This window comes from Nocardioides sp. P5_C9_2, from assembly GCF_054049555.1.
Window position 1 is genome coordinate 1 of the sequence record NZ_JBFUMD010000161.1, and the last position, 7,407, is coordinate 7,407.

Genomic DNA, 7,407 nt, shown 5'->3' on the forward strand with positions numbered 1-7,407 from the left:
CTCCTGGAGCGAGGCGTAGCCGCTGACGATGAAGGTGCCGTCGGTCTGGAGCCGGACCGCCTGGACCCCGACCGGCCGGCCCTGGTCGTCGTACGTCACCAGGCTGACGCCGGCGTCGCGCCGCGGCTTGCTGCCGACCGCGATGGCGTACGCCGCGCCGCCGGTCGTGCCGTTGGTGTAGGTCCACCCGGCCCGGCCGTCCTGGCCGACGACCTCGACCGGCCCGCTCTGCACGTGCGTGTGGCCGCCGACGACGAGGTCGGCGCACCCGCGGGCGAGGGTCTCGCGGCCCAGGTTGGCGTCGTGGACGAGCAGGGTGTTGATCCGCTCGTCGGACGCGCAGGCGGCGTCCGCGAGCCGGTCCCCCACCTCGGTGAAGCTCAGGCCGGTCTCGTCGCGCCAGTCCCCGAGCCCGCTGGCGCGGGGGTCGTCCACGCCGAGGACCAGGCCACCCCCGGGCCCCTCGACCGGCTCACCGTCGAGCGTGGTCCAGCCGAGGTCATCGAGGTAGCGGGTGACGAAGGAGCCGTTGTCGTGGTTGCCGGCGATGGCGTAGCGGTCGAGGTCGTCGAACGCGCGGTCCAGCGAGTCGAGGCTGAAGGCCTCCCACGGCTGGCCCGTCGAGGTGTCGTCGCCCGCGTCCAGCACCACGGTGGCGCCGCCCGCGTCGCCGATCGCCCGCGCGACCGGGTCCATGCCGATGTTGTCGTGCCGGTCGCTGACCAGCAGCGCGACGGTCTCGCCCTCCTCCGGCTCGCGCAGCGGCAGGCCCCCGGCGGCCTCGGCCGCGGCGGCGTAGAAGGCCTTGCTCTTGTCGTAGGTGCTCACCGCGCTGGCGATCAGGCGTCGGGTCTCGGTGGTCGTCGGGCCGGTGCGCACCTCGATCCCGTCGGCCTCCGCGGGCAGCGGCACCGCGTCGCCGAGGAAGGTGTCGACCGTGATCCAGTCCTGCTCGTCCTCCTGGGTGTCGGCGTCGCGGTCCCACGGCTGCCAYAGCGCGAGCGGGAGGGCGACGAGCAGCACCCCGCCCACCGCGCCGCGCCGGGTGCGCAGGCCGCGGAACAGCTCCCCGCGCCGGTGCGGGCCGAGCAGCAGCCAGACGGCGAGCGGCACCATGCCGAACCCGAGGCCGCGGACGGCCGCCGAGACGGCGATGTCCCGCACCGCCCCCTGCACCTTGGCGACCTGCGCCTCGGGCTGGCTGGCGATGAAGGCGTAGCGGGAGACCAGCTCGTCGACCGACCCGGCCTCGGTCTTGCCCAGGACGATGTCGACGCCGATCGGCCCGTCGCCGCGGCGCCGTACGTCGGGCAGCAGCGGCCCGGTGCGGAGCACCACGTCCCCGTCGAGGGTCGGCCGCACGATCGCGTCGTGGCTGGCCAGGACGATCGTCCTGCTCCCGGRCAGGAACAGGGCGACCGCGGCCACCACGGCGACGGCGAGGCACCCCACCGCCACCGCGACGGTGGAGAACCGCCGCGTGCGACTCACCCCCGGGCGCGCGCCTGGGAGATCGAGTAGAGCGTCACCGAGGCCGCCACGCCGGCGTTGAGCGACTCCAGCTGGTTGCCCATCGGGATCGACACGAGCTGGTCGCAGGTCTCGGTGACGAGGCGGCCCAGTCCCTTGCCCTCGGAGCCGACGACGACCACGAGCGGGCCGTCGGCGAGCGCGAGGTCCGGCAGCGCGACGTCACCGTCGGCGGCCAGGCCGATCACCATGCAGCCCGCGTCCTGGTAGGCCTTGAGCTGGCGGGTGAGGTTGACCGTCTGCGCGACCGGGATCCGGGCCGCGGCGCCGGCGCTGGTCTTCCAGGCCGAGGCGGTCATGCCGGCCGCGCGCCGCTCGGGGATCAGCACGCCGTGCGCGCCGAAGCCGGCGGCGGAGCGGACGACCGCACCGAGGTTGCGGGGGTCGGTGACCGAGTCGAGGGCCACGATGAGGGGCTTCTCGCCCATCTCGGCGGCGCGGTCGAGGAGGTCGTCCGGGTGCGCGTACTCGTAGGAGGGCAGCCGGGCCGCGAGGCCCTGGTGCACGGCGCCGCCGGTCATCCGGTCCATCTCGCCGCGGGTCACCTCCATCATCGAGTAGCCCTGCTCGGCGGCGATCTTGAAGGCCTCGCGCAGCCGGCCGTCGCGCTCGGCGCCCTCGGCGACGTACACCGCCGTGATCGGGATGCCGGCCCGCAGCGCCTCGACGACGGAGTTGCGCCCGGCCACCCACTCGGCCTCGGTCGACTTGGTCGTCCGACGCTTGGGACGGGTCGTCTCGGAGCGCTCGGCGCGCTTCGCGGCCTTGTGCGCCTGGTGGTAGGGGCGGTCCTTGGCCTTGGGCGTGGGGCCCTTGCCCTCGAGACCGCGCTTGACGCGACCGCCCGACCCGGCGGTCGGCCCCTTGCCGGTCTTGCGGATCGCGCCCTTGCGCTGGCTGTTTCCTGGCATGTTCAGATGCTCCACTTCGGCCCGGAGGGCGTGTCTTCGATCTCGATGCCGGCGGCCTTGATCCGGTCCCGGATCGCGTCGGCGCGACCCCAGTCCTTGTCGGCCCGCGCCTGGGCCCGGTCCTCGAGCAGTGCGGTGATGAGTACGTCGACGGCGCCGCGCAGCTGCTCGGCCTCGGCACCGCCGCCGTCGGCCCAGCCGGGGTCGGCGGGGTCGAGCCCGAGGACGTCGAGCATGGCGCGGACCGCCCCGGCGATCGCCGTGGCGTCGCCGCCGTCGGCCAGCAGCCGGTTGCCCTCGCGGACGTGGTCGTGGATGACGGCGACGGCCGCGGGGGTGCCGAGGTCGTCGTCCATCGCGGCGACGAACGCGTCCGGGAGCTCGCCGGCCTGCCCGCCGGAGGCGTCGACCCGCTCGAGGAACGACTCGATCCTCTGGAACGACGTCGCGGCCTCGTCGAGGGCCTCGAAGCTGAACTCGACGTGCGAGCGGTAGTGCGCGCTCACCATGTAGAAGCGCAGCTCGATCCCGCGGACCCGCTCGAGCACGGACGGCACCAGCAGCGAGTTGCCGAGCGACTTGCTCATCTTCTCGCCGGCGGTGGTGATCCAGGCGTTGTGCAGCCAGTACGACGCGAACGGCAGGCCCGCCGCGCGGGACTGGGCCAGCTCGTTCTCGTGGTGCGGGAAGCGCAGGTCGACGCCGCCGCCGTGGATGTCGAAGGCGGGACCGAGGTACTTGCCGGCCATCGCCGAGCACTCGATGTGCCACCCCGGACGGCCGCGACCCCACGGGGCTGGCCAGGCGGCGGACTCGGGCTCGGAGGCCTTCTGTCCCTTCCACAGCGCGAAGTCGCGCGGGTCCCGCTTGCCGCGGGGGTCCGCGTCACCGGCGGGCTCCATGTCGTCGATGCCCTGCCGGGTCAGCTCGCCGTACGACGGCCACGAGCGCACGTCGAAGTAGACGTCGCCGGACCCGTCCTCGGCGGCGTACGCGTGCCCGCGCTCGATGAGCGTCTCGATGAGCTCGACCATCTCCGGGACGGTGCCGGTCGCGGACGGCTCGTAGGTCGGCGGCAGCACGTTGATGCTGGCCAGCGCGCGGGTCAGCTCGGCGTGCATGGCGTAGGCGAGGTTGTACCAGGGGCGGCCCTGCTCGGCGGACTTCGTCAGGATCTTGTCGTCGATGTCCGTGACGTTGCGGATGAAGTGCACGTCGTAGCCGCTCGCGGTGAGCCAGCGGCGCAGCACGTCGAAGTTGACGGCCGAGCGGACGTGGCCGACGTGGGGCTCCGACTGCACGGTGAGCCCACAGACGTAGATGCCCGCCTTCCCCTCCTCGAGGGGAACGAAGTCACGGACCTCGCGGGTCGCCGTGTCGTGGAGCCTCAGATTCACCCGGCAAGTCTAGGGGCGGGCGGGCCGCACAACGATTCGACCGAGCGCTGTGACTCGTGGGACAGGTGGGGTGTCTGCGGGTTAGCGTGGTCGGGTGGCCGCCCCCTCCGTACGACGCCCGCTCCTCGCCGGCGCGACCCTCGCCCTCGTCCTGGGTGCGCTGGCCCCGGCCACCGCGTCCGCCGACCCCGGCGGTGCCGGCGGTGCCAGCGGCTCCGGCGGCTCCGGCGCGCCGGCGACGGCAACCGCGGAGCGGCGTGCCGTCTCCAGCGTCCAGCACACCTCGTGGAGCCGGGGACGCGACTGGCGCGCCGGCACCATGCGCGGAGTCCGCACCGCGAAGGGCTCGCTGCTGCTCAAGAAGCCCCGCGCCGGCAGGCTCCACGGCCGCGTCTACCAGGCGGGCAGCTGGACCTCCCCCTGGGCGACCCCCGGCTTCGGCGCCACCGAGCTGATCCCCTCGTGGGAGGCCGTCACGACCGGCGACAGCGTCGTCAAGGTCGCCGTCCGCGCCCGCACCGCCGACRGCCGCACCTCCAGCTGGGACTCGATGGCCGAGTGGGCGCTCGACAACCCCGCGGTCCGCCGCCAGTCGCTGGCCTCGCAGTCCGACGACCTGGGTCGCGTCAACGTCGACACCTGGGTCGCGGCCGCCCCCGTCACCGGGTGGCAGGTGCGGGTGACGCTCTACCGCAGCGCCGCCACCAGGCCGCTGGTGCGCGTCGACCGGATCGGCGCGATGGCCAGCGCGATCGTCCCCCGCGGCAGCACGCCCACCTCGATCCCGGGCCCGGCGGCAGGCACCGTCCTCGACGTCCCGACGTACTCGCAGATGACCCACGGCGGGCACTACCCGCAGTGGGGTGGCGGCGGCGAGGCGTGGTGCTCCCCCACCTCGACCGCGATGGTGCTGGGCTACTACGGCCTCCAGCCGGGCCCCTTCACCGACATCGCCGCCGGCCACGCGGACGCCCAGGTCGACCACACCGCGCGGATGGTCTACGACCACGCCTACGGCGGCACCGGCAACTGGGCCTTCAACACCGCCTACGCCTCGACGCTCACCACCGGTGACGCCTACGTGACGCGGCTGCGCGACCTGCGCGAGGCCGAGGACTACATCGTGGCCGGCGTGCCGCTGGTGATCTCGGTGGCCTTCGGCGCCCGCCAGCTGACCGGGGCGCCCATCTCGGCGAGCAACGGCCACCTCCTCGTGGTCGTGGGCTTCGAGGCCGACGGCGACGTGGTCGTCAACGACCCGGCGGGCGCGAGCAACGGCGCCGTGCGCCGGGTCTACGACCGCGACGAGCTCGAGGACGTCTGGCTCAACGCCTCCGGCGGCACGGCGTACGTCATCCACCGCTGACCCCGCCCGCCGGCTCGCTCAGGAGTCGCGGACGCTGAACTCCACGGTGTGCCACCCCGTCGCCCCGTCCGGTACGACGTCCGCGATCGCGCCGGTCTGCACGTCGCCGTYGCGGCCGATCGCCCGCACCCGCAGGGTGTGGTCGCCGGGGGTGACGTCGAGGGTGCCCGCCCACTGCACCCAGGTGTCCTCGGAGGGCGCACCGGCGAGCCGGACCCGCTCCCAGGCGCCGCCGTCGAGCGCGATCTCGACCCCGGAGATGCCGGTGTGCTGCTTCCAGGCCAGGCCGCCGATCTCCAGCGGGCCGGGGTCGACGTCGGCCCCCGAGCGGGGCACGTCGATGCGCGACGCGATCTTGACCGGCCCCTCCTCGGACCAGCCTCGCTGGGTCCAGAAGGCGGCGACGTCGGCGAAGCGCGTCACCTCGTAGTCCACGACCCACTTGGTCGCCGAGACGTAGCCGTAGAGCCCCGGGACGATGGAGCGGACCGGGAAGCCGTGCTCGAGGGGCAGCGGGCGACCGTTCATGGCGACCGCCAGCATCGCGTCCCGGTCGTCGGTGAGCGCGCTGAGCGGGGTGGCGCAGGTCCAGCCGTCCTCGGAGGTCTGCAGGACGCAGTCGGCGTCGCCGCTGACGCCGACCTCGGCCAGCAGGTCGGCGATCCGGACCCCGCTCCACCACGCGTTGCCGACCAGTCCCCCGCCGACCTCGTTGCTCACGCAGTTGAGCGTCACCCACGCCTCGGTGAGCCCCCGCGCGATGAGGCTGTCGTAGCTGAGCACCAGCTCGCGGTCGACCATCCCGTGGATCCGCAGCCGCCAGTCCTTCGGCTCGACCGCCGGGACCGCGATGGCGGTGTCGATCAGGTAGAAGTCGTCGTTGGGGGTCTGCCAGGGGCTCATGTCCGCCAGGCCCGTCGAGGCGCCGGGTGGCGGGTCCGGACGGGTGACCTCGTCGAGCCGCAGCAGCCGCCGGCTCTCCACGACGTGGCGGCGACCCGCACCGACCACGCGACCGGCGACCCCGACGCCGACCGCGGCGAGGCCGAGCACCCCGGCCACCATCAGGAAGACCCGCCGCTCGCGCGACTCCAGCTCGGGGTGCTCGATCCCCATCCGCAGCGGCGCGGTGAGGGCGGGCAGCAGCGCGACCCAGGTGAGGAGGCCGACGAGCACGGGCAGCACGTCGACGCCGCCCGCCCCGCGCTGGACCAGGACGGCCACCACGCCGACCGTCGCGAGGCCGAGCCAGACCAGCTGCGCCCGGACCCACGACGTACGCGCCACCATCCCGGCCAGGGCGAACGTCGCCAGCAGGAACAGCAGGATGCCCGCGACCAGCAGCGGCTTGTCCCGCTGCCCGACCACGCCGATGATCCGCTCGGCGACCGCACCCGGGGTGAGCCGGATGACCAGCTCGGCGACCGCCACCACCGGCGACTCGCGGATGGTGAGCATCGTCGCCACCGCATAGCTCGTCGCCAGGCCGGCGACGCCGGTCACGATGCCGGCGATCGCCCAGGGCAGGCGTGACGAGGGATGCATGCCGCCATTCTGACCGACGGCACCACGCCGGCCCCCGCTGGTCGCGGACGCGGCATGATGGCGCCGTGATCCTCCCCCGCACCGGCATCGGCACCGACGTCCACCGACTCGTCGAGGGCGTGCCGATGCACCTCGCCGGACTGGCCTGGCCGGAGGAGCCGCGCGGGCTCGATGGCCACTCCGACGCGGACGTCGCCGCCCACGCCGCGTGCGACGCACTGTTCTCCGCCGCCGGCATCGGCGACCTCGGCTCGCACTTCGGGACCTCCGAGCCCGCGTGGTCCGGCGCGTCCGGGACCACGCTGCTCGCCGAGGCGGCGCGACGGGTGCGGGAGGCCGGCTTCGAGATCGGCAACGTCGCGGTCCAGGTCGTCGGCAACGCGCCCCGCCTCGGTCCCCGCCGCGCGGAGGCCGAGGCCGCCCTCAGCGAGGCGGCCGGGGCGCCGGTCTCGGTGTCCGCGACCACCACTGACGGGCTGGGGCTGACGGGCCGCGGCGAGGGAGTCGCGGCGATCGCCACCGCGCTCGTCGTCGCCCGCGACTGAGCCGGATCGCCCCGGCCCCCCTGCCCCCGGCCCCCTGCCGCGCGGCCGCAGCTGTAACGCGCTGTCACACCTGCTGCACCCCCCACCGGTGGGGCGGGGAGCACCCGTAACAG

At 74.4% G+C, this 7,407-nt stretch carries 6 protein-coding genes; 2 read left to right on the forward strand and 4 right to left on the reverse strand.

The genetic code is table 11. The features are described 5' to 3' along the window. The 3 genes from ACXJKL_RS10015 to cysS form a co-directional block, all read right to left on the reverse strand. On the reverse strand, nucleotides 1-1,491 hold a 1,491-nt coding region (locus ACXJKL_RS10015), incomplete at its 3' end, for a metallophosphoesterase (protein WP_457206910.1). Then, a complete protein-coding gene (gene rlmB, locus ACXJKL_RS10020; protein ID WP_457206911.1) occupies nucleotides 1,488-2,441 on the reverse strand; it encodes a 23S rRNA (guanosine(2251)-2'-O)-methyltransferase RlmB in 954 nt (317 codons plus the stop codon). The genes rlmB and ACXJKL_RS10015, both read right to left, overlap by 4 nt. 2 nt (nucleotides 2,442-2,443) lie before the next feature. Continuing rightward, nucleotides 2,444-3,838: a cysteine--tRNA ligase gene (gene cysS, locus ACXJKL_RS10025; RefSeq protein ID WP_457206912.1), complete on the reverse strand. Its 1,395-nt coding sequence runs from the start codon at nucleotides 3,836-3,838 to the stop codon at nucleotides 2,444-2,446. 94 nt (nucleotides 3,839-3,932) lie between these two features. Here cysS and ACXJKL_RS10030 point away from each other — a divergent pair, with 94 nt between their 5' ends. After that, complete coding sequence (locus ACXJKL_RS10030) at nucleotides 3,933-5,204, forward strand: C39 family peptidase (RefSeq protein WP_457206913.1); 1,272 nt, start codon at nucleotides 3,933-3,935, stop codon at nucleotides 5,202-5,204. An 18-nt stretch (nucleotides 5,205-5,222) separates the two neighbouring features. Here the strand turns inward: ACXJKL_RS10030 and ACXJKL_RS10035 are convergent, their stop codons facing one another. After that, on the reverse strand, nucleotides 5,223-6,749 hold the full coding sequence (locus tag ACXJKL_RS10035; RefSeq protein WP_457206914.1) for a molybdopterin-dependent oxidoreductase: 1,527 nt from the start codon (nucleotides 6,747-6,749) through the stop codon (nucleotides 5,223-5,225). Between the two features lie 65 nt (nucleotides 6,750-6,814). Between ACXJKL_RS10035 and ispF the strand changes: the two genes are divergently transcribed. Next, the gene (gene ispF / locus ACXJKL_RS10040) at nucleotides 6,815-7,294 is read left to right on the forward strand and encodes a 2-C-methyl-D-erythritol 2,4-cyclodiphosphate synthase (protein ID WP_457206915.1); all 480 of its coding nucleotides are present in this window, start codon (nucleotides 6,815-6,817) and stop codon (nucleotides 7,292-7,294) included. The last annotated feature ends 113 nt before the right edge of the window (nucleotides 7,295-7,407 follow it).